Source organism: Sphingomonas glacialis (genome assembly GCF_014653575.1).
In the GTDB taxonomy this organism is placed as follows: domain Bacteria; phylum Pseudomonadota; class Alphaproteobacteria; order Sphingomonadales; family Sphingomonadaceae; genus Sphingomonas; species Sphingomonas glacialis.
Genome location: NZ_BNAQ01000001.1, coordinates 702,112 through 727,786, shown reverse-complemented (window position 1 = coordinate 727,786; position 25,675 = coordinate 702,112). Strand labels below are relative to the sequence as shown.

At 61.5% G+C, this 25,675-nt stretch carries 22 protein-coding genes; 17 read left to right on the top strand and 5 right to left on the bottom strand.

What is annotated here, in order from left to right:
* Positions 1-150: 150 nt before the first annotated feature.
* On the bottom strand, positions 151-954 hold the full coding sequence (locus IE187_RS03485; RefSeq protein ID WP_189675109.1) for an AraC family transcriptional regulator: 804 nt from the start codon (positions 952-954) through the stop codon (positions 151-153).
* Between the two features lie 128 nt (positions 955-1,082).
* Here IE187_RS03485 and IE187_RS03480 point away from each other — a divergent pair, with 128 nt between their 5' ends.
* The 4 genes from IE187_RS03480 to IE187_RS03465 all read left to right on the top strand — a co-directional run bounded on the left by IE187_RS03480 (position 1,083) and on the right by IE187_RS03465 (position 5,449).
* Positions 1,083-2,339 (top strand): S41 family peptidase, encoded by a 1,257-nt coding sequence (locus tag IE187_RS03480; protein WP_189675108.1) that lies wholly within the window; start codon positions 1,083-1,085, stop codon positions 2,337-2,339.
* A gap of 517 nt (positions 2,340-2,856) precedes the next feature.
* Positions 2,857-3,369 carry a DUF3489 domain-containing protein gene (locus IE187_RS03475; protein ID WP_189675107.1) on the top strand — a complete coding sequence of 171 codons (513 nt, stop codon included), beginning with the start codon at positions 2,857-2,859 and terminating at the stop codon, positions 3,367-3,369.
* Between the two features lie 2 nt (positions 3,370-3,371).
* Positions 3,372-3,788, top strand: coding sequence for a DUF2924 domain-containing protein (locus IE187_RS03470; RefSeq protein WP_229839206.1), 417 nt, complete (start codon positions 3,372-3,374; stop codon positions 3,786-3,788).
* Positions 3,785-5,449, top strand: a complete 1,665-nt coding sequence (locus IE187_RS03465; protein ID WP_189675106.1) for a recombinase family protein — start codon at positions 3,785-3,787, stop codon at positions 5,447-5,449. Before IE187_RS03470 ends, IE187_RS03465 begins: the two co-directional genes overlap by 4 nt.
* 118 nt (positions 5,450-5,567) lie before the next feature.
* Here the strand turns inward: IE187_RS03465 and IE187_RS03460 are convergent, their stop codons facing one another.
* A complete protein-coding gene (locus IE187_RS03460; RefSeq protein WP_189675105.1) occupies positions 5,568-5,750 on the bottom strand; it encodes a hypothetical protein in 183 nt (60 codons plus the stop codon).
* 157 nt (positions 5,751-5,907) lie between these two features.
* Between IE187_RS03460 and IE187_RS03455 the strand changes: the two genes are divergently transcribed.
* The 5 genes from IE187_RS03455 to IE187_RS03435 all read left to right on the top strand — a co-directional run bounded on the left by IE187_RS03455 (position 5,908) and on the right by IE187_RS03435 (position 10,963).
* Positions 5,908-7,701, top strand: coding sequence for a sensor domain-containing diguanylate cyclase (locus IE187_RS03455; protein ID WP_189675104.1), 1,794 nt, complete (start codon positions 5,908-5,910; stop codon positions 7,699-7,701).
* A complete protein-coding gene (locus tag IE187_RS03450) occupies positions 7,698-8,093 on the top strand; it encodes a response regulator (RefSeq protein WP_268249483.1) in 396 nt (131 codons plus the stop codon). The genes IE187_RS03455 and IE187_RS03450 overlap by 4 nt, the downstream gene beginning before the upstream one ends.
* Positions 8,094-8,310: 217 nt before the next feature.
* The gene (locus IE187_RS21245; RefSeq protein WP_438810917.1) at positions 8,311-8,697 is read left to right on the top strand and encodes a (R)-mandelonitrile lyase; all 387 of its coding nucleotides are present in this window, start codon (positions 8,311-8,313) and stop codon (positions 8,695-8,697) included.
* A gap of 165 nt (positions 8,698-8,862) precedes the next feature.
* Positions 8,863-9,768, top strand: coding sequence for a tyrosine-type recombinase/integrase (locus IE187_RS03440; protein WP_189675102.1), 906 nt, complete (start codon positions 8,863-8,865; stop codon positions 9,766-9,768).
* A gap of 4 nt (positions 9,769-9,772) precedes the next feature.
* Positions 9,773-10,963, top strand: a complete 1,191-nt coding sequence (locus IE187_RS03435; RefSeq protein WP_189675101.1) for an IS91 family transposase — start codon at positions 9,773-9,775, stop codon at positions 10,961-10,963.
* Positions 10,964-11,582: 619 nt separating this feature from the next.
* Here the strand turns inward: IE187_RS03435 and IE187_RS03430 are convergent.
* Positions 11,583-13,247 carry a DUF262 domain-containing protein gene (locus tag IE187_RS03430; RefSeq protein ID WP_189675100.1) on the bottom strand — a complete coding sequence of 555 codons (1,665 nt, stop codon included), beginning with the start codon at positions 13,245-13,247 and terminating at the stop codon, positions 11,583-11,585.
* A gap of 761 nt (positions 13,248-14,008) precedes the next feature.
* Between IE187_RS03430 and IE187_RS03425 the strand changes: the two genes are divergently transcribed.
* The gene (locus IE187_RS03425) at positions 14,009-16,345 is read left to right on the top strand and encodes a Z1 domain-containing protein (RefSeq protein WP_189675099.1); all 2,337 of its coding nucleotides are present in this window, start codon (positions 14,009-14,011) and stop codon (positions 16,343-16,345) included.
* A gap of 82 nt (positions 16,346-16,427) precedes the next feature.
* Here the strand turns inward: IE187_RS03425 and IE187_RS03420 are convergent, their stop codons facing one another.
* Positions 16,428-16,571, bottom strand: coding sequence for a DUF8583 domain-containing protein (locus IE187_RS03420; RefSeq protein ID WP_189675098.1), 144 nt, complete (start codon positions 16,569-16,571; stop codon positions 16,428-16,430).
* A 312-nt stretch (positions 16,572-16,883) separates the two neighbouring features.
* Between IE187_RS03420 and IE187_RS03415 the strand changes: the two genes are divergently transcribed.
* The 5 genes from IE187_RS03415 to IE187_RS21240 are packed head-to-tail and all read left to right on the top strand — an operon-like array spanning position 16,884 to position 20,898.
* The gene (locus IE187_RS03415; RefSeq protein WP_189675097.1) at positions 16,884-17,093 is read left to right on the top strand and encodes a hypothetical protein; all 210 of its coding nucleotides are present in this window, start codon (positions 16,884-16,886) and stop codon (positions 17,091-17,093) included.
* Complete coding sequence (locus IE187_RS03410; RefSeq protein ID WP_189675096.1) at positions 17,086-18,234, top strand: DNA cytosine methyltransferase; 1,149 nt, start codon at positions 17,086-17,088, stop codon at positions 18,232-18,234. Before IE187_RS03415 ends, IE187_RS03410 begins: the two co-directional genes overlap by 8 nt.
* A gap of 23 nt (positions 18,235-18,257) precedes the next feature.
* On the top strand, positions 18,258-19,085 hold the full coding sequence (locus tag IE187_RS03405; protein ID WP_229839204.1) for a hypothetical protein: 828 nt from the start codon (positions 18,258-18,260) through the stop codon (positions 19,083-19,085).
* A 12-nt stretch (positions 19,086-19,097) separates the two neighbouring features.
* Complete coding sequence (locus tag IE187_RS03400; protein ID WP_189675094.1) at positions 19,098-19,811, top strand: GIY-YIG nuclease family protein; 714 nt, start codon at positions 19,098-19,100, stop codon at positions 19,809-19,811.
* The gene (locus IE187_RS21240; RefSeq protein ID WP_229839203.1) at positions 19,798-20,898 is read left to right on the top strand and encodes a very short patch repair endonuclease; all 1,101 of its coding nucleotides are present in this window, start codon (positions 19,798-19,800) and stop codon (positions 20,896-20,898) included. Before IE187_RS03400 ends, IE187_RS21240 begins: the two co-directional genes overlap by 14 nt.
* 432 nt (positions 20,899-21,330) lie before the next feature.
* Here IE187_RS21240 and IE187_RS03385 read toward each other — a convergent pair whose 3' ends face one another.
* Positions 21,331-22,524 carry an alpha-hydroxy-acid oxidizing protein gene (locus IE187_RS03385; protein WP_189675093.1) on the bottom strand — a complete coding sequence of 398 codons (1,194 nt, stop codon included), beginning with the start codon at positions 22,522-22,524 and terminating at the stop codon, positions 21,331-21,333.
* A gap of 394 nt (positions 22,525-22,918) precedes the next feature.
* Between IE187_RS03385 and IE187_RS03380 the strand changes: the two genes are divergently transcribed.
* Together IE187_RS03380 and IE187_RS03375 are read left to right on the top strand one after the other, a co-directional pair.
* Positions 22,919-24,112 (top strand): PDDEXK family nuclease, encoded by a 1,194-nt coding sequence (locus tag IE187_RS03380; protein ID WP_189675092.1) that lies wholly within the window; start codon positions 22,919-22,921, stop codon positions 24,110-24,112.
* Positions 24,105-25,640 carry a DUF2779 domain-containing protein gene (locus IE187_RS03375; RefSeq protein ID WP_189675091.1) on the top strand — a complete coding sequence of 512 codons (1,536 nt, stop codon included), beginning with the start codon at positions 24,105-24,107 and terminating at the stop codon, positions 25,638-25,640. The genes IE187_RS03380 and IE187_RS03375 overlap by 8 nt, the downstream gene beginning before the upstream one ends.
* Positions 25,641-25,675: the final 35 nt, after the last annotated feature.

Sequence of the window (25,675 nt, the reverse complement as noted above, 5' to 3'; positions counted from 1 at the left end):
AATTGTTGCCAAGCTATTGATTCTGCATCGGATCTTTACATGGGAAGGAACCCCGATCGGCGCCGATCTGGACCCCTTAATCAATCAAATTTTCTAAAAGATTACAAATACCTGCCTTGCTCAGAGCAAGTTCCCGCTTTGGCCGCCGATCTACACATATCGTTGAGGAGAGGTGCCCACGACACGTTGGAATTGCCGCGTGAAGTGGCTCTGATCTGCGTAGCCTAAACTCAGGCTAATTTGGGAAATGGGCTGGCCAGCGAGCAGAAGACGACGTGCTTCTGCCATACGGTGTTGGTCGCGGTAAGCCAGCGGGCTGAGACCGAACCTCTTCTTAAAAGTCCGGGCGAGGTGAAATGTACTGAGCCCGGTTAGGCTGCTGAGGTCGTGTAACCCGAATGCACCCGCATAATTCTCCGCGATAAACTGGCGGATATTGTCGGCTGCAACATGGAACGTTGAGGGTTCGGCTTTCCCAGACATAGCGCGGGGCTTTAACTCTTGAACAAGTGAGGAAATGGCACTTTCCTGTTCAAGTCTACCTGACTCCGCACATGCAAGAGTAGCATGAACCGCGCGCACGTGACAAAAGAGTTGGACCTGCTTTGACACCGGAGAATCGAACTGCGGCAACGTCGCTCCAGCGTCTAAGAATGATGCAACAATGAACTTTGGAACATACAACACCGAGTAACGCAGCGTATCCGCTCCAAGGGTACTGTTCGCGTGCGCTTCGGCTGGATTGAGGCGCAGGACTGTGCCTTCATCTGCAACGTGCTGGTTTCGGCCAACCGCAAGCATTTCAGCACCGGTGGTGACAGCCCCGATCACGTACTCTTCGTGGCTATGCTCGGGAAAGCGTCTGCCGTTGTACGCGACCGACACCAACTCGACCCCGGGCAGGAAGCGGGGACGGTAGAACCGGGCACCATCCGCTGAACAATCAACGCTCATGAATGCGCTTATAGTGGGGTGCCCACATCCAATCGGAGCAAGATCGTTCAATCCAGAATGGTCGGGGCCTGATAGCCGTGTGGTGTCGCCTAGCCGCGATACCCCGTTTTCTCGTGAGAATTTGTCGCATGAAATTCGCCAAACTGTTCCGCTGCATCCCGTCGATCATCGCCTTGCCACTGATGCTGCTGACGGCCGGTCCTGTCCAGGCGGATGATAAATCGCCGGCCCCCTTCGACGCCGCTATGGCTTGGTCATCGTTCGAGAAGCTGTTGCACGAGCAGTATGGCTACTTCGATCGGGCCGGCATCGATGGCGACGACATCCTTTCAACTTTTGCGGCCCGCGCCAAGGCTGCCCGCTCCGACAAGGAGTTCGTGGATACGCTTCAGCTTGTGTCCCACAATTTTGCAGACCCGCACTTCGTCGTCGGGCCGTTCGATCCGGAGGATTGGGCGACAATCCCGACGTCATCGGACCTCTCAGGTGTCTATGACGGCGCAACCTTCCGGACCGGGGCGGCAAGGTTCGGCGGCGATGCGCTTGCTAAGGGCGTCCGTTCGGGCATGAAAGTGATGCGGATCGACGGGAAGGCACCCCGCGCTGCAATCGAGGAAGTCACGGGTCGGCCGTTCACCACGCTCACCCCCGTGCAGATCGGGTTCGCGTTCAACGTGGCGCTGGCCGGCCGCTATCGGCACCCACGAACGCTGGAAGTGGCGTACGGGCATCAGCGACAAACCTTCGCCTTGGCGGCCACATCGGATCAATCGAAGCGCATCCAAACAGGCCCGCTCATTAGCATCGAGCGGAAGGGGACGCTCGGAATCGTTCACATCCAGAACTCGCTCGGCAATCAAGCGCTGATCGGCCAGTTCGCCCAAGCGTTGGCGACCCTCGCCGACACCACGGCGCTGCTGATCGATCTTCGTGATACGCCCAGCGGCGGTAACACAAGCGTGGCTCGTGGGATTATGGGCCACTTTGTCGATCATGACCTTCCGTATCAGATGCATGTCATTCCGAACGAGTCGCGCGTGCTCGGCCCGAAGCGGAAGTTCGTGGAGTACGTTGCTCCCTATGGGACCCGCTATGATGGAAAGGTTTATGTCGCGGGCGGACATTGGACCGGAAGCATGGGGGAAGGGCTGATGGTCGGGTTCGACGCGATCGGCGCCACAACGGTGGGAAGTGAGCTTGCCCATCTTCTCGGCGGCGTCAGCAACAAGACGATCGATGGTTCGACTGCCAAGATCGACATAGGCACTGAGCAGTTATTCACCGTCACAGGGCTGCCGCGCGCAGATTACAGGCCTCAACTCTATGTTGCGAATGCGGAGCGGGACGGGACCGTTGATCCAATCGTGGTAGCGATCGGTCGATAAGCTTTTCTCGCCATCGTCCTTTCCCGCAAACGAACCTCGTACAGGAACGATGTGTCACGCGGGTCGATCAGCCTTGTCACCGAGCGCCCCGGACTCTCCATTTCCCCAAAAACCGTTCCCAAATCATTTTTCTCAAAACAATGATCGGAAGACCTAGTTACGGGAATGCCGTCTTTGTCAGTGAGGGTATGCCCTGATAATTTACATAAATTGGACACGGATCGCGTCTCATCAGGGTCAGTCGCATGTGATTTCTGCAGTCCGTCGGCCGGTTTTAGAACCTGATAGGACAGAAATGACATCGATCGGGCTGCCATGGTACTGATCCGGGACCGAAAATCCGTCGACGATGGTCTCGTCGTGACAAACCATTCGACTTGCGCTGCAACCAGAGCGAACACCGTAGTCGTTGAGTCGCAGCCCTGATGCGGGCGCGTCCTGCCCTGCCGATGTAATCGGGCGGGGCTGAGGCTGGTGGAAGCGGCGCTGATGCCGCTCTCCGACACGGAGACCAGCCATGCCGAAGTTGAACGATATGCAGAGCATCCTGCTGTCCACCGCAGGCCAGCGCGACAGCGGCAGCGTGTACCCGCTGCCCGACACGCTGGCGAACGCGGACGACCGCGCAAGCAAAGCAATTGCGGCGCTGATCAAGCGCAGCCTTATGGAAGATCGCGAGACTGACGATGCTGTAAGCGTCGCCCGCGAGGACGGTGATCTGCGCTACGGCGTCTTCATCACTCCGGCGGGGCTCGCGGCGATCGGCCTGGGCGAAGGGGAGGGGGCTGGTTCGGACGTGACGCCGCCGATGCCCGCGCAGCCCAAGCCCGAACGCCAGACCAAGGCGGCTATGGTAATTGCGCTGCTCCAGCTTGAGGAAGGCGCAACGCTTGCAGAGCTGATCGTCGCGACTGGCTGGCTGCCGCATACGACGCGGGCGGCGCTGACCGGCCTGCGCAAGAAAGGGCGTACAATCGAGCGAAGCAAGCGCGACGACGCGACCTGCTACCGCATCGTGGCGGCGGGTTGACCATGGTGATGACCGTGGAAGAACAGATCGCCCGGCTGACGACGCTGTCGTCAGCCGACCTGCGCGAAACATGGACCCGGCTAACCGCGTCACCGGTGCCGCGGATCAGCCCAAGCCTGCTGCGCTTAGCGCTAGCATACGAGATCCAGGCCCGCGCGTTGGGCGGGCTGTCGCGCGAGACCACCCGCAAGCTCGATCAGCTGGCTGTGGCCAAGACCAAGACCAGCGCGGTGTCGCCGGGCATGCGGCTGGTGCGCGAGTGGGGCGGCAAGGCGCATGTCGTCACCATCGGTGATGACAAGGTGATCCGCTGGAACGAGCGCGAGTGGCAGAGCCTGTCAGAGGTAGCGCGCGAGATCACCGGCACGCGCTGGTCGGGACCGGCGTTCTTCGGCCTCAAGCGGAAGCTGGCAGCATGAAGCAGGTCCGCTGTGCCATCTATACCCGCAAGTCGAGCGAGGAGGGGCTGGAGCAGGCGTTCAACTCGCTCGACGCGCAGCGCGAAGCGTGTGCCGCGTACATCAAGAGCCAAGCCAGCGAAGGTTGGGTGGCTGCCCCCGACATCTACGATGATGGCGGCCTATCGGGCGGCACGCTGGAGCGTCCGGCGCTCCAACGGCTGCTGGTCGAGGTAAAGGCAGGCCGCATCGATATCATCGTCGTATATAAGGTCGACCGGCTAACCCGCTCGCTGCTCGACTTTTCCAAGCTGGTCGAAGCGTTCGATGCGGCGGGTACGTCGTTCGTCTCGGTGACCCAGTCGTTCAACACCACCACCAGCATGGGGCGGCTGACCCTCAACATGTTGCTGAGCTTCGCTCAATTCGAGCGCGAGGTGACCGCCGAGCGTATCCGTGACAAGATCGCCGCGTCCAAGGCTAAAGGTATGTGGATGGGCGGAACCCCGCCCTTGGGTTATGTTCCCAACGGTCGCAGCCTCACCGTCGTTGAGCCGCACGCAGAACTCATCCGGATGATTTTTGACCTATATATCGAGCGTCGCAACGTGCGGTCGGTCGCCGAGCAGCTCGAGCGCGACGGACACCGCTCGCCGGTCCGAACGACGGGCACCGGAAGAACCCATGGCGGTGTGCCGCTTAGCCGGGGACAGATCTATTCGATCCTCAAATGCGGCATCTATATTGGGGAGATCCACCATAAGGGACAAATTTATCCGGGCCTGCACGATGCGATCATCACACGCGAGACGTGGGACACTGCCCAGGCAATCCTCGCCGGCAATTTGCAGGGTGAACGCAGCGGCGACCGTGCCGCGCACCCGGCCATGCTCGCGGGCAAGCTGGTCGACGAGCAGGGCGAACCGCTGATCTCAACGCATGCCACCAAGGGCAAGGTGCGCTACCGCTATTACACCAGCCGCACGCTGCACGATCGCACCGGCGACGCCGGCATGCGGGTACCTGCGCGCGAGATCGAAGCCGTAGTGTTGAAGCGCCTCGCTTCACTGTTCGACGACGGACTGGCACTAAGCGCCAAAGCAGCGCTGATCGTCACGCCCAGCGACATCGCCACCCTTATGGCGCGGTCGGTCGAGGTAGGGGCGGAGGTCGCGATGCGGCGCTCCGCGCTATTCCAGGATCTGGTGCAGCAGGTGCGCATCCATCGCAGCAGCATCGAGATTGACTGCTCCGCCAGCGTCCTCGCCGAGGCGATCGGCGCACAACGCGAGGACGACAGCTCGGATGTGTTCACGCTAACCGCGGACGTCCGGCTGACGCGGACGGGCAGGGCGATGCGACTGATTGGACAGGGCGGTGCTGCCATTGCCTCGCCGCCGAACCTCTCGCTGATCAAGCTGGTGCTGAAAGCGCGGCGTTGGTGGGCGCGGTTGCGGATAGGCGACGTGGATATCAAGACGCTTAGCGAGATCGAGGGGGTGCAGCCGGCGTACATCACACGCGTGCTGCGGCTCGCGTTTTTGGCGCCGGCGGTGGTCGACGCAATCCTCACCGGCGCGCTGCTGCCGGGTGTCGATGGATCGAGACTAACGGTCACTGACGCGATCGATATGCTCTGGACGATGCAGCGGCAGCGGATGCTGCCGGCAGTTAATCGATGACCCATTCGGCTGGAGCCCGGTCAGTCAGTAACGACCCAATACCGGTCACTCGCGGCATGCTTTCGGCTTCTAAACAGCGGAGGTTGGTTCACCTCCCGACGATGCTTTTGAACGACCGCTAACCGCTGCCATCGTGCGCCCCATCGACCTGCTTGTCTCGCTGCTTTTCGCCAACAGTTGCGGATACGGACGCTCGATCGAGGTGGGCGCGCTGTTGGGCGGCGCTTGCTGACCGAGAGGCCTTCTCGAGTTCCGCCAACGCGAGCTGCTCGTAATCGGTCAATTCGTTGATGTCCGACATAAGCCTCATCTGAATGATTTTCCCCGACACGGGGACACCAAGATACGATTGCCCGGTCGGGTAGATGCACGCGGCGAACGAGATTCTTTGGCGCCCTGTTAGGCAAGAGCTGCCCACCCCGAACCTCATCTTTACCTTCTCGGAGTAGGCCGATCGCATGGGCGGTGACACATCAAATCAGATCGCTACGAAACAGATCGCTACGAAATCTGTCATCGCGACAGCCGCCGGCTATTTCGTCGCCGCAGCAGCGACCGTTTCAACCACCCGCTTCGACGGCGGAGTGGCCTTCCTCTGGGTCGCTACCGCTTTCCTCATCGCGAGGCTGGCAACGCTGCGGCCGAAGGCTTGGCTCGCACATCTTCTGGCCTGCGGAAGCTCAGGCGCGGCGGTGACCGCGCTGTTCGGACTTGGAGTAACAGCGGCAGTGCCACTGGCGATCGTCAACGTCTCCGAAGCCGTGATCGCCGCCACGTTGCTGAGACATATCCAGATACCGGAGCATCCGCTCGAGTCGATGCGTTGGCTGGCGGGCTTTGTCGTTACAACTGGGATGCTCGCGCCTGCCTTGAGCGGCATCGGCGGTGCGTCAGTCGCTGCGATCATAGTCGGTGCAGACATTACTACGTCATTCGCGAGATGGTTCGCGGGCCATTCGCTTGGGTCGCTGACGTTCACGCCCGTATTCATGCTCCTTTTCAGAAATGATCTCCGGGACTGGATCACGGCGGCGACCCGCAAGCGTGCTGCGGAGACGACATTGCTGCTGCTTCTGGTTGTCGGCGTGAGCTTTGCCGTCTTCGCCCAGGACAGCATGCCGCTCCTGTTCCTGCCGCTCCTTACCGTGATCTTCGCAACGTTTCGTGGAGGGCCGCTGACTGCCGCCATGTCGGTCGTCGTCCTAACCATTGTCGGATGTAGCCTTACCTTGCAAGGTTCGGGACCGATCAGCCTGCTGCATGGGACGATGGGCGACCACATGCAGTTCCTCCAATTCTATCTCGCCGCGACTGTACTCACCGTGCTGCCAATCTCGGCCGACCTTGCGAGGCGCACTAACCTGATCCGCGAACTGCGAGACAGCAAGGCGCGCTATCGCATGTTGGCCGACAACTCGACGGACATTATCCTCAATCTCGACGTCGATGGCCGGGTCCGCTTCGTTTCGCCATCCATAATGCAGCTGGGCGGGTTCGAGCCTTCGGACCTGGTGGGACAGAACGCGGCGCTGCTCGTCGTGCCTGAAGATCGCCTATCGGCGGCGAAGTCGCACATTCTGACGCTTCGGAGTGGCGGCGCGATGGTAAGTTTCGAATACCGAGCGCTCACCGCAAACGGCGCTGAACGATGGTTCGAGACCCGCAGCCGCGCAGTGTGCGACGACGCCGGGGCCGTGGAAGGCGTGGTCAGCGTGCTTCGCGACATATCCGACCGCAAGGTGATTGAGGCGCAACTGTTTTACGCAGCGTTGACCGATCCCCTGACCCAGCTTCCTAACCGCAGAGCATTCCAGCTGGAACTCGAGAGGCTAGTCGAAAACACGGAGCTGCAGCCGTTGTTCGGGTGCGTCGCCATTTTCGACTTCGACCACTTTAAACATGTGAACGACCACTATGGACATGAAGCGGGCGACCGCGTGCTACGTGAATTCGGACGCATCGCAATGGCGACTGTGCGGGGCGACGACGTCGTAAGCCGAATCGGGGGCGAGGAGTTCGCCGTCCTCCTTCGGCACTCTTCGCTCGATCAGGCAATGATCGTCTGCGAGCGGCTACGAGTTGCCATTGCCGAGATGGTAATCGTGGTCGACGGGCGCCCCGTCCGCGTCACGGCCAGCGGTGGCGTGGCCTCAATCGACCTCGAAGGCGCAGAGGATGTATTTCGAAGCGCGGATGCGGCGCTCTATCAGGCCAAAAGGGACGGTCGAAATCTGCTGGGGCGCGCGACGTGACGAGGCAGCTGCGCTTTCTCTGCATCGAGGACGACGCACTCAACCGACGGGTCCTGAGCGATATGTTAAACGTGGCCGGAGGACTGACTGACGAATGCACTAACGGTCCGGAAGGCCTTGCCCACCTCGACGCCACAGAGTTCGACTGCGTTTTGGTTGATTTGCGAATGCCCGGCATGGACGGTTACACTGTAATCGAGCGCATCCGCGGGCGCGGCGACGCAAAGGCACAAGTATCGATCGTCGTTATTACGGCGGAGAGCCCCGGGCCCGGCACGGCTCGCTGCTTGCGCTTAGGTGCCGACCGAGTGCTCAGTAAACCAGTCGTTATGGACGAACTGTTCAAGTGCATCGGCGAGATCCTCGGCGCGAAAGGTGCGTTCGTCATGTGACCGGCCTCATTAACCGTGTCGTAGATGATCGCAAGCGGGACTATTCCCTTTTAAAAACTCCTGCACAACCGGGTCGCGCGTCAAATAGCAGTTTGTCTACCATGAATTCTGGCGCGACCCGCTTTCCATCAAGTAAGCGTAGTCTGAAGGTCGCGGCCTATGCTGCTTCGGCTATGAGTTGCTCGTCTGCCCGGCGCCAGTTCCAGGGCATCAGCTCATCCCAACGCGATGGGGGCCAGTATCCGGCGATCTTCGCGATGACGTCTGCAATTTAGGCCTGCGGCTCCGTGGTGCGATTGTCCATTTCAAGCCCGGTGCCCGCACCGCCTGGCATAAGCACCGTCTCGGTCAGACGTTGATTGTGACGAAGGGGGTCGGCTGGACGCAGATCGAAGGCGGGCCCACGCTCGAATTCCAGGTCGGCGATGTGCTGTGGTGCCCGCCGGAGCACAAGCACTGGCACGGTTCCACCCCGACCCAGGCGATGACGCATATCGCGATACAGGAGTCGCTGAACGGGTCGCCAGTCCAGTGGATGGAGCAGGTTACTGACGCGCAATGTCGCGCCGGCCCAGCTACGCCCGGCGCCAAACGGGACCACTGACATTGGCATGACGAACGGTTGCGAACGGCTGGGGTCACCTTGATTCAGTGCACGAAGCCGCTGCGCGGCAGTGGTGTTGGCGGTGAGGTAGCGCGCCGGCGCTGAGGTTTGGCCCTTCGGAGGCGGTGGCGGACGATGGAGTTCCTTCAACGAGAGGAACTCATCATGGCGACTTACTCGATCGACCCACCCGTCACCCCGCTGCGTCAGCGCATGCTCGACGACATGGCGATGCGCGCGATGCGTGCGCGGACCCAGCACGACTATGTCCGTCACGACCGCGCCTTTGCGGCCTTCCTCGGGCGTTCGCCCGACACCGCGACCGCAGAGGACGTGCGGCGCTTCCAGCTTCATCAGCGCGAGCACGGCGTTAGCGAGTCCGTTATCAACGCCACGGTGTCAGCGCTGCGCTTCCTGTTCGAGGTGACACTCGAGCGGCCCGATCTGTCGCGGCGGCTGGTGCTGGCGCGTCGTCCCAGGAAGCTGCCCGACGTGCTGAGTGTCGACGAGGTGGCCAAGCTGCTCGAAGCGGCACCGGGCATCAAGTATCGCGCGGCACTGGGTGTGGCCTATGGCGCGGGCCTGCGCGAGTCGGAGGTGGCGTATCTCAAGGCCGACAGTATCGACAGCAAGCGCATGCTGATCCGAATCGAGGAGGGCAAAGGCCGCAAGGACCGCAACGCCATGCTGTCGCCGCAACTGCTCGAGCTGCTGCGGCTGTGGTGGCGCGAGGGCAAGCGGCGCAGCGTCCTGCTGCCGCATGGCTGGTTGTTCCCAGGGCGCAGCTACACCGATCCGATCTCGACGCGGCAGCTTCACCGCGCGGTCTGCGAGGCGGCTGAGGCGGCGGGGATCCGCAAGCGCGTCAGCCCGCACACGCTGCGGCACAGCTTCGCCACGCACCTGCTCGAACAGGACGTCGATATCCGCGTGATCCAGGTGTTGCTGGGCCACAGCAAGCTCGAGACGACCGCGCTCTACACCAAGGTCGCGACCCGTACGATCCGCGCGGTCACCAGTCCGCTCGATCGGCTGATGGCACTGATGGAGGGCAAGACCCCCGCGGGTTGAGCGGGTGCGCGCCGCACTCGAGGTCGCAGACATCTTCCGCAGCGCGGGGCCTGCATATCGGGCAAGCCATGCCGGGCACCTGAGCCTGCACCAGCTCAAGGTGATGTCGGCGATCGAGCATTGCCGCACCTCCGTCATGGGTGGGCACGTCGAAGCCTGCACCGACTGCGGGCATTGGCGGGTGGCCTATAACAGTTGTCGTAACCGGCATTGTCCCCGGTGCCAGAGTGCCGCCGCGCGCGCCTGGCTCGCCGAGCGCGAGGCCGACCTGCTGCCCGTGGGATACTTCCACGTCGTGTTCACGCTGCCCGCCGAGGTCGCCGACATCGCCTTCCACAACAAGGCGCTGCTCTACGATTTGCTGTTCAAGGCAGCGTCCGAGACGATGTTGACGATCGCCGCCGACCCGAAGCACCTCGGCGCGCGCATCGGTATCACCGCGGTGCTGCATACCTGGGGGTCGGCGCTGACCCATCATCCGCATGTCCACATGATCGTGCCGGGCGGCGGCATCGCGCGGGACGGATCGCGCTGGATATCCTCGCGACCCGCGTTCCTGCTGCCGGTCAAGGTGCTGGGCAAGCTGTTCCGCCGCCTGTTCGTGACCCGGCTGATGGCGCTGCACGCGGCGGGGCGGCTCGCCTTCTTCGGTGCCCTCGGCCACCTGGCCGATCACCGCGCGTTCCTGCGGCACCTGTCGCCGGTCCGCAAAAAGAACTGGGTCGTCTACGCCAAACCGCCGTTCGCCGGGCCGCAGGCGGTGCTCGCCTATCTGTCGCGCTACACCCACCGCGTAGCGATCTCGAACAGTCGCCTGCTCGCCTTCGACGAGGCCGGCGTCACCATGCGCTACAAAGACTATCGCCGCGCCGACGCCGACCGGCAGCAGGTGATGACGCTCGCGACGGACGAGTTCATCCGCCGCTTCCTGCTGCATGTCCTGCAGCGCGGGTTCCACCGCATCCGCCACTACGGCCTGCTCGCCGCTGCCACCCGCAAGGCGCATCTCGAACATGCCCGACGGTTGCTCGGCGTCGCGCCGCCGCCCAGTGACGCGCCCGACGAACCGACCGATCTCCGTCCGCCATGCCCGTGCTGCGGCGGGCCCATGGTCGTCATCGAGGCCTTCGAGCGCTGGCGCCAACCGCGCGCACCGCCACACTCCACCGCATCGACCGGAACCACCGCGTCATGACCCGGCATGGCTCGCCCCAACCGCGCTCCGAAAGTCCTGTGCTTCCGGCGGCGATACCGCTCGCGTTGGCGACAACGTCAGCCGAGCCGGCGCCGATCTCAAGCCCCGACCCTGGTCACCAGCTACGCGGCACGTCGCCCCTGCGCCCCACGTCCCGACCCGCCCATGCGCTTCCCACATGCCGCTCCCGCTCCCGCGCGGCAGGGCGAAAACCGAAAAACCCATAGGCACCGCGTGCTGCCCGCGGCTTCCTGCTTTGGAGGATATCGTACGCCTGCCGGCATCCGATATCCTTCACAGTCCCGGACATTCACGCCCGTGTCCAGTCTCCCCACCTTTTGCCATTCGTTCAGGTTGAACCGGTGGTCGGTGAGGGGGTAGAGATGGCCATCAGCTACGCATCGGATCGACTGACGCGTCACCTGCTCGAAGCGTGGTGGGCGCCCTGGCGGAATCCGACGTTGGCACACAAACTCATGGAACCACGTACGACACCTGACCAAAGACCAGGTTTCGCTGTAACCTACTTCAAAGGCCGGTCCGACCTATCCAGCCCACCCATGGTTGAAAATGCACGGGATGGGCTTATTTCATCAGTTATCGATGGGAGTACCGCTGATCAGTCTCCCCACTCAGCCCGCACGAATACTTCGATTTTGGCGGCACGGTCCTGCACCGCTTCCTTGTTCCATTTCAGACCAGCTTCGATTTCACGACCAACGGCCATAGTCGCGTTCATCCCGCATTCGACGTAGCGCAATGCCTTGTCTTCGGGGGGCTTGTCCTTCAGCGACGAGTTCACGCCCGGCGGAAGCATCGTCAGATTGCCAAGCCCGTGTACATATCCCTTCCCGGAACTCTGCGGCATGATGTGCTCGATAGACTTGGCCGGGTCGGCCGCCCAGACCTTCGCCCACTGGGAGTCATTGATCTTCACGCCGCTGGTGGATGCGAGATGTTCCTCGTAACGGAAAAGTAGGTACCGAACCTCCTCATTGTAGCCCCCATACCACTCGTCCCAAGTGCCCTCATCGATGATGTCATCAATGTCAAAGCCTTCAGCCAGACCGCCGAGCGCCTCCAGTATCTCGTCCGCGCCCATCTCGTTCTTTAAAACATCGTAGCCCAGACGGATGTACTCGCCGACCTTGGTCCGGCTGTCCTTGCCGGCCAGAGTGAAGATCCTGAACGTGACCCGTTCCCACGCACCAAGCAGCATCGCTTCGGTCTTCTCGTCAAATTCCCGAAGCATGATGGCGATGGCAAGGAACCGAGCCTGCCCGATGCGGGTCACGGCCGCTCGGCGCTGATCGTTGTGCAGGTCCACCACCTTTGCGACCACCACCTTTAGCCAAGCTGCCGCCTTCACAATCGTCGCCAGCTTGGTCCCGGCAGCCTTCAGTAAGGCCGCCGACGCATCTTGTTCGCTGAGGACACGGTTCGGACGAGCATCGTCCGACCAAGTACCCGCGAACCGAAGCGCCTCGTCTCCGAGATCATCGTCGAGGCCGAGCCGGCGATAGACGTCCTTCCAGATGGTCTGCATCTCATGCAGCCCATCCGCTCTCGATCCCTTCTCCACGTATTCGTAGATCGACGCCATGAGCTGGCTCTTCGTCTTGTCGATCCACCGGACGTCCAGACCGCGGCTGTTGAGGACCTCGAAGACCCTGTACACCGTGCCTTCGTCATCGAGTTCGTGGTAGATCATCGATAGCTTGTGACGGATCGTCGCGACCAGTTCGACCAGCGTACCGATCTCGGTCCACTTGGCGACGAACGCCTCGCACTCCACCGCTGCATCGATGACGTTCTCGTCGGCGGCCGTGACGATTGCGTCCTGTCTGATGTTGCCGTCCCTGACGTAGCTCGCGAACACGTCGCTGCTGTCGTGGTTGGTCTGTAGGAGCACGAGGTTGTGATCGTCTCCCTTGACCAACAGCCTTCTGAGATCGTCGCTTATCTTGCCCTCTGTCTGATCGGCGGCGTCTAGCGCCTTCTCGATCGCCTTGATGAGGATGATGAGCGTTGTGATGCGCTGCTGCCCATCGACGAGTTCAACAACGCCGAACTCGTCGGCATCTATCATTCGCGTGTCCCGTGCCAGTCCGACGACGGTCGCCATGAAGTGATCGCGACCAGTCCGGTGCACCTCCCTGATGTCCTCGAAAAGATCAGTGCGCTGCCGCTTCTGCCAGGAATATGCGCGCTGGTAGTCGGGGATACGGAAAAGCCTGCTCTGCATCAGCTTGGCGACGGTGAAGTGCTGGGGATTGAGACGCATGATTGCTCCTGGCCATTAATCGACCCGAACCTAACGATCGCAGACGGCCTTGCCAGAAGTATCGGCGCACCCGTGCACGGTGACGCTGCAACCGAGCGTCGAGGGAATGCTCCGGCCGCTGTCGCAGAAGCGCGGCGGGCAGATGTGACCGGGTGTCGCCATCGCCGACCGAGCGGTAATCTCGATCTGTTCCCGATTGAGTTTTGCGAATTGCTGCTCGCTTGGAAAAACGGGATTTGGACGTCTCGGGATAAGTCCGCAGACAGACTGACCGAGAGCAGGCGGCTGCCGCCCAAGTACCTAGTGACGCTTGATCGGCGGCTCCTGTCAGATCCGGACGTTCGGGCCACCACGGAGGAACGACAATACCTGGTCGAGAGCCGCGCCAGCGCCTCGGCGCTGACCCAAGCACTGCCGCACCAGCGTCGAGATGATCCAGAAATTCCATGCGGCGCATATCGAGAATCCGTTGCACGCGGCCTTGATTAACTTGCGCCAGGCTAAGCGCGCAGGCGTCCGGCACCCGTCGCCTACGAGGATGATGACCATGCCTAGCCTAGCCTAGCAGGACAGTCCCGATGGGCGCGAGCCGTTCACCGGTTCGCGAACACCTCTTGCGGGTGCGACCCCGGATCGGTGCCCTTGCGGCGCCGATCCGGGGTCGCACGAGCATCCGCCCGTTAAGGGCGCAGCGCGATCAGCACCGTTGACTCTTCTGTGTGTATCGTACACGGTGTGTGCATCTTACACAGGAGGCTGTAATGGAACATGAGCTGGTAGGGATCAACGAGATTGCCGTAATGTCTGGAGTTTCCAGTCAGGCGGTGACGAACTGGCGTTCACGCTCGGCTGATTTTCCATTGCCGCTCACGGAACTTGCCTCTGGTCCGGTGTTTCGAAAGTCGCAGGTTCGCGCGTGGCTGAAGCGTAACAACCGAAAGCTCGGTGCTCTTAAAGACGAGTCCTCCTATTACTCGCGCTTAAAAATCAACCGTAACGACGACGATCAGCTCGCGGCGTGCATCGAGAATATCGTTGATCGACTGCAAGATAACACCACCACCGGGGACAGCCCAGGCATGCTGCTGGGTAAAATCCAGTCTGGCAAAACCCGTGGTTTCGTAGGCGTGATCGCAAAGGCGTTTGACAGCGGGTACGACATCGCCCTGGTGCTGACGAAGGGAACCAAGACGCTATCGGCGCAGACCGTGAGGCGCTTGAGCGTCGATTTCGCAGAATTTATCGAAGACGACGAATTTCTGGTGCTTGATATCATGAACTTGCCGGGCAAGTTGACCCGGAGCGAACTGCGGCGAAAGATCGTCGTTGTCGCTAAAAAACAGGCAAAAAATATGGAGCGACTGATCGCCTTTATGGGTGCTCATGACGGCCTTCAGAACCGTAGAGTCCTTATCGTCGATGATGAGGCCGATTTGGCGAGCGTGCGGTTCGTCAAGAAAAAGGGCGAAACGGTCGTGACGCAGGGTACGATCGCGGATCAAATCGACCAACTCCGCGCAATGAGCCGGGGCGTCGCGTTTCTTCAGGTCACTGCTACGCCTTATTCTCTTTATCTTCAGCCGAAAGGCTACGAGGAGACGTCCGACGGGGGGAGTTACGTCTTTAAGCCCAAGCGTCCCGCTTTCACCGAGCTACTGCCGATCCACGGCGGCTACGTCGGTGGTGATCAGTATTTTGGCGCTTTCGATGACAGTGATCCCTGCACGAAATTGATCGTTGAAGTCTCTGAGGATGAGCAGGACGCGCTGCGCCGACCGGACAAGCGACGCATCAATCTGAACAACGTTCTTGAGAGCGATAATACTGAGGGGCTACGGCGAGCGATCACGACATTTGTGGTGGCGGCGGGCGTGCGGCAATGGCAGCAGCGTGAGACCGGCGTCAAAACAAAAAAATATGCGATGGTCATCCATAATGACATTCAGCGCGCAGCGCATGCGTGGCAGGATCAGGTGATTGATTGGATTTTCGAAGCGACCGTTAAAGCAGCCGAAAGCGATCCCGCGCGCCTACGGCCGATGTTCGATGCGGCTTATGATGATCTGGCGGTGTCGGTCGCCAACGATAAAGGGCGAATGCCGCCTCGCGATGAGGCGTTCGACGCCTTCATTGACGCGTTGCAGAGCGACGATGTCGTTGTCGAGAAAGTCAATTCGGATGGAGACGTCATGGCGCTGCTCGACGCCAACGCCGAGCTTAAGCTTCGGACGCCTTACAACATCTGGGTGGGCGGCAATATTCTGGATCGCGGCATCACGATTCCGAACCTGATTTCATTTTACTATGGGCGTAACCCAAAAACGATGCAGGCGGACACCGTGTTGCAGCATTCCCGCATGTACGGGAATCGTGATTTGCGGGATCTCGCCGTCACGCGCTTTTATACCTCTCGCGCCGTGTACGATCGGCTCTACACCATAAACACGCTGGAAAATGCGCTAAGACGGGCGTTTGAAACCGGCGCCAACGATAAGGGCGTCGTTTTCATCCAGACTGACGCTGCGAGTCGGATTAGGCCTTGCGCGCCCAACAAAATAGCGCTCAGCGACGTCGTTGCGGTGTCTGCGGACGACATGCTTCTTCCGACCGATTTTCAGACTAAGGGCGGGAGGGCGATGACGGCGGTGCAAGCTCTTCTCGAAAAGCTGATTAAGCCTGAATGGCGCGATACGGGCGAATTCATCAAGATCGACAAGAAGGCCGCTCGCGCCATTATCGACGCGATTGAAGATAGCATGGAATTTGACTCGGTGGACTTCGAGTGGGACGCGATGCGCGCCTTGATCGACTATTACGCCGACATTGACGAAGACGGCGATGGCACGTTGCTGGTGTTGGCCGAGACAGGCCGAAACCTGTCTCGCAGCGGATCGGGCGACAAGTCTGGACGGTCGATCCTCGGTACGGCGCTTCGGCGGAAAGTCTTGGACGAGCCGCGGTCTAAACCCGCGTTGGTGCTTCTACAGCAGCAGGGAGGGCGTGAACGAGGTTGGACGCAGCATCATTTCTGGTGGCCGGTATTTGCCGCGCCTACGGACGCCGAGCCGTGCGTATTCTCAACTAAAGCGGCGGCTTAACAGCGTCCCAGTCGGGTAGGGTGATGGCGGCGCATCGCGGTTTGTCACCCTGCCGTTGTAAGGCGGGGGCTTAAGTTCGCTCTTAATAGGCACGCGGCGGATTGACCCGGCGCTGGTCGTCGTCCGGCAGCGGCGGCAGATCGAACAACGCCCGGTCCTGATCGCGGGTCACATATTCGTCGATCAGCGCCCGCAGGGCCTGCGCATAGCGCCCGTCGAACAGCATATGCTCCAGCGCAAATGCACCCGCAATAATCTTGCGTCGGGTGTCGAGCTTCCGTTGCCGCTGTTTCCCGATCGCCTCGTATGTCTCGACCTGCCTGGTTGCCGGTCTCTGGCTTTATCGGCGGCCAGCTGCGCCCGGGCCATCCGTTCCGTGGGCGTGCTGATCTTTCGCCGTTTTGCAGTTGGTGCGGTCAGAAATCTTGTAAATCATCTTCGCAGCTAAATTTTTGGCTAGCGGCGTACCCGAATAGAATTTAGAACATGGTGAGAACAAAGTGCTGGACAAAGGCGGAAAAGGCGCCAATATGGCGCCATGAGCACAAACGGAACCAACGTGGCGGACCTGGACCGCATCAACCTTCGCCTGTCGGGCGAGACTTTCCAGGCCATTGATGCGGCGCGCGGCGCGCGTCCAGGCAGAATATCCCGCAACACATGGATCGCCGAAGCGATCGACGAAAAGCTCGCGCGCGACGCCGAGGCTGCGGACGCGACGACGCTGGGGCGGGTGCGCAATGCCTAGCTTCTATGAATTCTTCGCAGGCGGCGGCATGGCGCGCGCCGGTTTAGGCGCTGACTGGAATTGCCTGTTCGCGAACGACTTCGATCACAAGAAGGGCATGACCTATCAAGCCAACTGGGGAATGGGCGGCGAACTCAAGATTGGCGATGTGAAGAAGATCGGCGCCGCTGATCTCGCGGGCGTGGCGGACTTGGTGTGGGGATCATTCCCCTGCCAAGACCTGTCGCTGGCGGGGGGCGGGGCGGGACTGCAAGGCGAGCGCTCAGGCACCTTTTATCCCTTCTGGGACGTCGTTAAGGGCCTGATCGCGGACGAGCGCGCGCCTAAGCTGATTGTGCTGGAAAACGTCTGCGGCGCGCTGACGTCGCATGACGGCAAGGACTTTCAGGCGATCTGCCAGACCTTCGCGGACGCGGGCTACCGCTACGGCGCGCTGGTCGTGAACGCCGCGCTGTTCGTGCCTCAATCGCGCCCCCGCCTGTTCGTGATCGGCGTACATGAGGACGTTGAGATCGACCCGGCTTTGCTTGCGCCCGGTCCGATCGAGCCGTTTCATACGCGCGGCCTGTGCAACGCCACTGAGGGGATTTCGAAGAAGGCTAAGGCGGCTTGGCTCTGGTGGAACGTGCCGGCGCCGCCGCATCGCAACTCGACTTTCGCCGACCTGATCGAGGAAAACCCTACCAGCGTGAACTGGCATACGCCTGCGGAGACTAAACAGCTGCTGGGCATGATGTCCGCTCTTAACCATGCGAAGGTCGCGGTGGCCAAGCGCGCCAAGCGGCGCATGGTTGGCGGAGTGTACAAGCGCACCCGGCTGGATGAGCGCGGGGCCAAGGTGCAGCGCGCCGAGGTGCGCTTTGACGATGTGGCAGGTTGCCTGCGGACGCCCGCTGGCGGTTCCAGCCGTCAGACGATCCTCGTGATCGAGGGGAACACGATCCGGTCGCGGCTGATGTCGTCGCGGGAGACGGCGCGGCTGATGGGCTTGCCGGACGAGTATATATTGCCGAAGAACTACAACGAGGCCTATCATCTTACTGGAGACGGAGTCGCTGTGCCTGTTGTGCGTCATCTCGCCACACATTTGCTGGAGCCTTTGCTAGGTTTCGTCGCAGCGCGGATGCGTCAAGCCGCGTGAGCATAATCCCCTGCGAGCAAAATTTGGATTTACGCGATCAGATTGAACGCTTCGCAGAAGTGCTTAAGATGGAAGCCCACAAACTGGGCGACCACGGCCTTGACGAAAAGGATTTCTATAATTCCGGCCTGTTTCGCGGCGCGGTTGAGCGCGTCCGCGGCCAGTATTCGGCGACGATGCGCGGCAAGCGGGAATTCGTGCAGCATGTCCTGAACCACATGGAGGACGAGGAATTCATCGCGGGCTGGGATCTTACCGTAGACGCCAATCGCAACGATTACGTCGTCAGGCTCAAGAGCGGCCGCACCGCGATCATCGATCTGAAAGGGTGCCTCGACGGCAACAACACGACGATTTTTGAGCGGCCCGCGAACGCCGATGAGTTCGTCATCTGGAGCATCTGCACCAACCAGGGGGCCAATCCGCGGCGCAACGCCTGGTCCGGCATTCGTACCCGGCTCAGCGCGGAAATGATCTCCAGCAATCGGCCGGTCGATGGGCTGGTGATCTGGGATATGGTCTGCGGCACGCTTGGCCGGCCATGCCCCAAGCTCGGGGTGGACGCGGGCCGCCTCACGGACGTCGGCCCGTTCCGGACGCCGCCCGCCTGCATCTACCTGTTCCCGGCGGCGATCCCGTCGTTGGCCGCGCCGCACGCCGCTGCGCAGCCGCTTCTGGCGGTCGAGCTGTTGTCGGCGTTCCACCTGTGCTTTGGCGGGCTGGACGAGGAGGTGAATTATGTTGATTTCGATATGGCGAGCCAAGGGGCTGAGCTTTTGCGGAAGACCACCGTCCGCAGGGCGGGGGTCGTGCAGCAGGAATCGGAGATGACGCCGCTACGCCGGGTCTGATAGGGTTTCGGCATGACCGAACGAGACCCCGATTCCGTTAATTTCCCGCCATTCGAGACCGAGGACCTCCGCGCAAATCTGGCGCTGTATCTGGACAGCATGTTTACCGACGCCACCGGCGGGACGCGGAAGATTGGCAATTATAAATGGGGCGTCTACGCTTTCTTCGACTATGACGGCGAGCCGATCTACGTCGGGCAGACGAACGAGAGAGTGCGCACCCGCATCGGGCGACATCTGACCAATCAGCGCACCGACGCGGTTGCGATGTCGGTCCTTGATCCCTTCGAGGTGTTTGAGATCGAGGTCTGGCCGCTTCCTGAATTGCAGGACATCGGAAGAACCGATGCAGGCGCCAGGCAGCAGCTGGACGCGCTTGAGCGCTTCATTACTGAGCAGGCTGTTCAGGCATCGCAGTTCAAAGCGATCCTCAACGAGAAAGACCCGCCCGTCGGGACGGTCGCGATCACGCCTCCGCCATCGTTCAGGCAACGCATCGTGTCCGACCGGGTGTTCGAGTTGCGGTCGCATCCGGATTTCCGGATCGCGCGGCGGGCGCTGATCATCTCCCGGTTGGCACAGGTCGTCTCTGAACGAAAAGTGCAAGGCGGTTTGCGGCGCGTGCTCGTGACGCAGGCGAAGCGGCTGCAATGGCTCACCGACCGGCGCTACGAAGCGCTCGGCGGCGCGGCTTCGGTTGAAGAGGAAGGCGATGACGACGCCTGATGAGGTGCGCTCGCGCACCATGCGCGCCGTCCGTTCAAAGGACACCAAGCCCGAGCTGATCGTCAGGCGGCTTGCGCATGCGATGGGCTACCGTTTCCGGTTGCACCGGAAGGATTTGCCCGGCTCGCCCGATCTTGTGTTCCCGGGCCGACGAAGCGCCATCTTCGTCCACGGATGCTTCTGGCATGGCCACGATTGCGCGCGGGGCGCGACAACCGAAAACGAACGCCGATTATTGGTGCCAGAAGGTGGCGCGCAATCGGACGCGCGACATTCGCGTCGCGACCGAACTGACCGCCCTGGGTTGGCGCGTCATGATCTTATGGGAATGCGGTTTGCGGGATCAGGACGCGACCAGCGCGATGATCGCGGGTTTTCTCGGAAGGCGGGGCGTATGAGGAAAGTTCAGAGTTTCGGCGATAACCGCAACAAGGGGTGGTGCGTGCACTGCGGAGGTCCGAACGAGTCCCAAGATCATGCGCCGTCTCGCGTATTTCTCGATGAGCCGTATCCCGCTGACCTTCCGGCGACTCCTTCTTGCCTGTCCTGCAATAACGGGTTTTCCGCTGACGAGGCCTATCTCGCCTGCCTGATTGAATGCGTTCTGGCGGGAACGTGCGATCCGGGAAAAATCACCCGACCGAAAATCGCGAAGACGCTGGAAGGCAATCCGGCGCTCGCGGTGGAGATCGATCGAGGCCGCACCGTTACCGACGATGGCGTCGTGTTCTCGATCGATCATGGCCGCGTCCGGAATGTCGTGTTGAAGCTCGCCCGGGGCCACGCCGCGTATGAACTGAACGAGCCACAGCTCGACGAACCCGTAGATGTCCGCATCACGCCGATCACGCTGATGAACGAGATGGATTACGAGGCGTTTGAGCGAGACGACTATCAATTATCAGTCTGGCCGGAAGTCGGCAGCCGGGCAATGAACCGGCTGCTATTGGTCGGTGATGATGCGTTCGTGGAGGGTTGGTTGATCGTGCAGGACAACAACTATCGCTATCGAACCTCGCAGGACGGTGGTTTGCGAATACGCTTGTTAATCCGGGAATATCTTGCGTGCGACGTGCTGTGGGATTGATCACGTCGGTATGACGTTGCCTGAGCGTTACTGGCATTAGAACAGCAAGTGGGATGCCAGGAGCTGCTCGTCTTGCAGATGCAGGGAGAGATGAAATGAAGTCCCCGCGTATGGCTCCGATCCAGGCCCAAGACGAGATCTATGCCGAACCGATCGTAGGTCCGTTCAGGGGGTGCCGCGGCCTGCTCATTGGATGCCCTGCGTCACGCAATCCTGACACAGGTGCCAGATAGCCATCAGGACGCGTTGGTGCTCCTGTTCCATATCTGACGAAATACATAGCCCCGGACTCACATCTAGTGCCTAAGACACTATCACGTTTCAGCTGTGATTCGCGGTCCGATGAACGAATGGCCGTTTAACTCGCGTTGTCGCTCCAAAGGAGACAGGCCGCTTTCCACCCTAAATAGCCCAAAAACAGACGGTCAGCTCCTACGCACTCGATCGGCTCGGCGGTGCAAGATCTGTCCGTTCCGCGCCAGCTTCGCGCGCGGCGGCCAGCGTTGGCCAACCGTTTACCGCCATCAGCAGGTCCGCCTCAGCAAGCAGACAGCGCAACACATGAGCGCAGCCGTCTGCGCCACCAAGCGCGAGGCCATAGCTGTATGTCCGGCCAACCCCAACCAAGTCTGCGCCGAGCGCTATCGCTTTGATCACATCGCTGCCCGAGCGTATCCCGCTATCAAACAGCACGGGTATGCGGCCCGCGACCGCCGCCACGACCTCCGGTAGCATGTCGATCGCAGCGATGCCGCCATTGGCCTGGCGGCCACCGTGGTTCGACACGTAAATGCCATCGGCACCGGTATCTATCGCGCGTCGCGCGTCATCCGGGTGGCAAATGCCTTTTAGCACGATTGGCAGCTTGGTGAGGCTCCGCAACCACGCCATGTCATCCCACGTCAGAACCTTACCGAAGGTTGCAGCCCAAGTGCCAATCGCGGCGCGCATATCATCCTCGGGAGGCTTGGCGAGCAGCTTTCGAAAGGCGGGATCGGTAAAATAGTTCTGCAGCACGTGCCCGCGAAGTTGCGGAAAGTTCGCGACGTTGAGATCGCGCGGCCGCCAGCCGGTCACCCACGTATCAAGCGTCACGACGATCGCCTTAAACCCCGACGCCTCGGCGCGCCCGACCAAGCTGGCGGCGAGCTCGGGATCGCGCGGCGTGTAAAGCTGGAAAAGCGCCGCTGTGTCGCGGCAAGCAGTGCGTACTGCCTCAAGCGGGTCGTTGGACAGCGTCGACGCGATTAGCGGCACGCCGGTCGCTGCACTGGCGCGCGCGGCGGCAAGATCGCCGTGACCGTCCTGCGTGCACATGCCCGTGACGCCGATCGGCGCCATGAAAAGCGGGCTCTCCAGCTCGATACCGAACACTCGCGTTGAGAGGTCGCGCTTCGAGCAATCGACCATCATGCGCGGCACCATGCCCCAGTGACGGAATGCGTAAGCGTTTTCATCTTGCGTGAACTCGTCGCCGCAGCCGCCCTGCACGTAGTTCAGCACGCTCGGGGGCATCGCGGCCTCGGCGCGCACTTTCAAGGTGGCGTAATCGACTGGCCAGGTCGGTTGGACGCCCGACAAGCCGTTTCCGTAGATCAGGTTCTGATAGTCGCCGAAGTGCGTCATGGTCGATCTCCGTGACCAGCGTACCGGAGCCAATCACGAACGACCAGAGGTCAGCGAGGCGGGGCGCCGACCCGGTGGGGTAGCAGCTAAATCTGCAGAAGCCGGCCTAATTCGCGATATTCCACTTGTCTGCGCGCCCGAAGCGAGCAATCTGACACCGCTCCCGAGAGATCGGGGGCGGGGCTTAGTAACCTCAGAACAGAGAACTCGGTCACCGCGTAAGCGGAGGCCGGGTGGCATGCGCGCATGTCCAGCCGGTAACGGTAAAGGCGCATGCGCCTGATCTCTGACCAGGTTACTAACATCCGGCTTTTGCCGTCGCCCCGAGAGGACATAGGTGCGACGAGGAAGCCATCCGGTGGACAGTACTCGCACCCACACCGGAGGTGCGCCCATGACGCTGGTACTGATACGCGATGACGATGCGCCGACGATCGTCGAACGCGTGCCTCAAGGCGAAGCCCGGCGCGAGCACACGCTGCGCGACCTCATCTACGACAATCCAGCCATCCTGCCGGTCCGCGACATCGATCCGGGTTATGGGCGGCTGTTTACCGTAGCTCGCGAACTCAACGTCCCAGGAGTCGGGTTCATCGACGTGCTGCTGGCTGATGAGCACGGCCGGTTGGTTGTGGTTGAGTGCAAGCTCTGGCGCAACCCCCAAGCAAGGCGCGAGGTGGTCGGCCAGATTCTCGACTATGCGCGCGAGCTTAGCCGCTATGGATACGAGGATTTGCAGCGCCAGATCACCATCGCCACCCGCAGGCAAGGCAACGTCCTGTACGCCCTGGCGCGCGAGGCCGGTGGGGTGCTTGAGGAAGCGGTTTTCGTAGATCGCGTAGCGCGCGATCTAGAGGCTGGGCGTTTTCTATTGCTGATCGCAGGCGACGGGATCACCGAAGGCACTCGACGGATCGGCGAGTACCTGCGCGCGCAGCCCGGTCTCGCGTTCGAGTTCGCGCTGATCGAGTTTGCCGAATACCGGGCGAGCGACGAAGGCGGCACGACCCGGACGATCATCCAGCCTCGCATCTTAGCGCAGACGGTGACGATCGAGCGCCACGTTATCCGAAGTGAAGTGGCAGGTGTCAGCATAGACGCGATCGAGCCAGCGCCGGCAGCGCGTACGCGCGTGACCGTATCTGAGCCATCAGACTCTAGCCGCTCATGGCAGGGATTCGTCGACCGGTTCGTCGCCGAGACCGTATTTGACGACCCGGCGCAGCCCCCAGCGCGGCGCGGCGGCAACGGCTGGATCCGGGTGCCTCTCCCGGACGGGTTGTATGTCAACCTCTACCGATCCTCGACGAACCAACGGTGCGGGGCGCACGTACGTTTTGCAAGCCTTGATGGCGCAGCGTGGGAGCTGTGCCTCGCAGACCGAGATGCCATCGATGCCGAGTTCATCACGGCAGGTCTCCCTGCGCCCGACTGGGGCGGAGGCGAAGTGCCAGGGGTAGGGCTCGTCACTCCCTCCACCATCCCGTGGGACGCTGCTGAAGAAGACCGGATGCTGCGCTGGATGGGAGTGGCCGCCAACCAATTCGTCAACAGCTTCCGGCCCCGGCTACAGAACCTTCATGACTGATCCGCCGCACCTGTCCGACCTGTCCGATCAGTCATTCGTCGCGACACGGCCAATACCGCCGCGCACGGGCCTGTCAAAATCGCGGATCGCCATCTTCGAACAATGTGTGAAGCGCCTGTGGCTGTCGGTGCATATGCCCGAGCTTACGCTGGAGAGCGACGGCACGCGCCGGGTGTTCCGCATCGGACACGAGGTCGGGGCAGCAGCCTGCGCACTATACCCAGACGGCATCGAGATCGACGGGACGGCTGGTATGGGCGCTGCGGCTAAAGCAACGGCTGGTGCCCTTGTGCGAGATATTCGCGTACCGCTGTTCGAGGCAACGTTCATCCATGCGGGGGTCGCAGTCCGGGTCGATCTGATGATTCCCGACGGGGACGGCTGGCAAATCGCAGAGGTCAAAAGCACCACCAGCGTCAAACCATATCAGCGCGCCGACCTCGCAACCCAGCTTTGGGTGCTGGACGGTTGCTGCGTCAACGTCACGCGCGCATCCGTGCGCGTGATCGACCGCGCGTTCGTACTGCGAACGGAAGGTGACTACCGGGGATTATTCATCGACGAACCGGCGGGGGAGGGGCTCGCACCGCTGATTGCGGCGCGGGGCGATGTCGTCGCCAGCGCGGTAGCGACCTTGGCGGGATGTGAGCCCGCCATCCAACCCGGCGCACAGTGTTCCGAGCCGTTCGTTTGCTCGTTCGTCGGATATTGCAATCGCGACCTGCCGCCGGCGCCTGCGTGGCCGGTCACTTTACTGCCGGGCATGGCGGGCAAAACTCTCGCCAGAGCGATCGCCAAAGACGGTATCGATAATCTGCTGTTGGTCGATGCCGAGCGTCTGACCCAGCCGTTGCTCGCGCGGGTCCATGCGGCGACGGTGAGCGGCGTTCCGTATCATGATGCGGAGGCCATTCGCTGCGAAACCGACGGGTGGGCTTACCCGAGGACGTTCCTCGACTTCGAGACGATCGCGTTTGCGGTCCCGCGCTGGGTTGGAACCAGCCCCTATCAGCAGATCCCGTTCCAATTTTCTGCCCACGTCGATCACGGGGAAGGCGATCTTGAGCACACCGAGTTCCTGTCGACCGACGGTGCTGATCCGCGTGCCGCTTGCGCAGCGGCGCTCGCAAGCTTGCCGATGACCGGGGCGGTGGTCGCGTGGAACGCGCCGTTTGAGCGCTCGTGCCTGTTGCAGCTGGCGAGCGCTGTTCCCGGCCACGCCACGGCGCTGCGGGCGCTCGCCGGCCACTTGGTCGATCTGCTACCGGTATCGCGGCAGCATTACTATCACCGCGACATGCGCGGCAGCTGGTCGATCAAGGCCGTGCTGCCAACGCTCGCCCCTGAGCTTAACTACAACCAACTCGACGGAGCGCGGTCAGGAGTTGAGGCGCAGGATGCGTATCTCGAGGCGATTGACGCCGCTACCTCGCCCGAGCGCCGCGAACTGCTTCGGCACGGACTGCTCGACTATTGTCGGCTCGATACGATGGCGATGGTTGTGGCGCTGAAGCGCCTGCGCGCGTGATGGCGACATACGGCTAGCGGAACGTGGTCTCTTTC